This is a genomic window from Microvirga tunisiensis (assembly GCF_009296175.1).
GTDB lineage: Bacteria > Pseudomonadota > Alphaproteobacteria > Rhizobiales > Beijerinckiaceae > Microvirga > Microvirga tunisiensis.
Map to the genome: position 1 here is coordinate 1 of NZ_VOSK01000767.1, position 1,301 is coordinate 1,301.

The following is a 1,301-nucleotide window of genomic DNA, read 5'->3' on the forward strand; positions in this document are numbered from 1 at the left end:
CCGGCGCGGGCGCAGCTCAGTATGGCGCGCCCCCTCGTGGCCCAGAAGAGCGCACCCTGCTCCCGTGCAATCGCGATCAGTTCGCCGGCCAGCCCTTCCGCGGGGACGAGGTCGCGCCGGAGCAAGTGGAAAAGGCTGGCGTGGAACAGCGCCCAGGCGAGCGTATTCGAGTGGGCAAGCATTCGCGCCTCGTCCAGGCCCTGGCGCACCGTTCGGGCCGCTTCGTCGGGGAACCCGAGATGGCCGAGCGCCATACCGGCGCCCATCAGAGCCCCGACCTTGGGGTTCTGGCCATACACATACGCCAGCGGCGTATCCCGCGTCGGGTCGTACGCGGTGAGTGCGCAACGCAGGTGCGGCAGGGCCAGATCGGCTCGGCCGCGCGCCAGCAGCGTAAACCCGACCAGCCGGTGACCGATCATCTCAAGCGCCCGGTCGGCGCCGCCCTCAGCCTGATCGAGAAACTGCACCGCGAGACCGATCGAGTTTGTCAGGCGGCCGTTCACGTGCTCGTAGACCCAATGGCCATACAGCACCGGGAAGAGCTTTGGAGTGGCATCGCCGAGTCGATCGCACAGCGCGCGCGCCCGCGCGAACAGGTCGCGGCATTCGTCTCCGCCATAACCGCTCGTGGCGACCAGCGCGCCCCCAAGCTCGATGCAGAGGTCAAGCTCCAGCTCATCACGCTCGCGCGTGTCAGGCAAGCTCGCGGCCAGCGCAAGCGCCCGGCGAAAATGCCTGGCCGCCTCCACCTCAGCCGAGCGCCGGCGGGCTCGGGTCCCGGCTTGGCGCCAGTACCCGATGGCGGGTGCCACGAGCCCCGCCTCGGTGATGTGACGAGCCAGCAGTTCCGGCTGGGTTTCAATGGTGTCCGGGAACTGCGCCTCCAGCACGGCAGCGATCCGAGCGTGCAGCTCCTTCCGTTTACTGCGCAGCAATGTGCCGTAGGCGGCGTCCTGCACCAGCGCATGCTTGAAGGCGTAAGCCGCCTGCGGCGGCACCCCACGTTGGAAGAGCAGCCCGGCTCCGACCAGCGGGTCCAGCGCAGTCTGCAACTCCACTGCGTTCCGCGGCGCGATGGCCGCCAGCAGCTCATAGGAGAACTCCCGGCCCACGGCGGCCCCGATCTGCGCGATCTCCTTCGCGGCCGGGCCGAGCCGGTCGAGCCTCGCCATGAGCAAGGCGTGCAGCGTAGCCGGGATGGCGAGCGCCGGCAGTGGGGCTGCGGACAAAGTGCCGATAGCACCATTGTCATGCGCGTCCGCTTCCAGCACCGCCTTCGTCAACTCCTCGACAAAGAG

General features: G+C 68.9%; 1 protein-coding gene. It reads right to left on the bottom strand.

The genetic code is table 11. The annotated features are described in order from the left end of the window. A partial coding sequence (locus FS320_RS46865) for an ATP-binding protein (protein WP_420846856.1) occupies window positions 1-1,301 on the bottom strand: 1,301 nt, incomplete at both ends.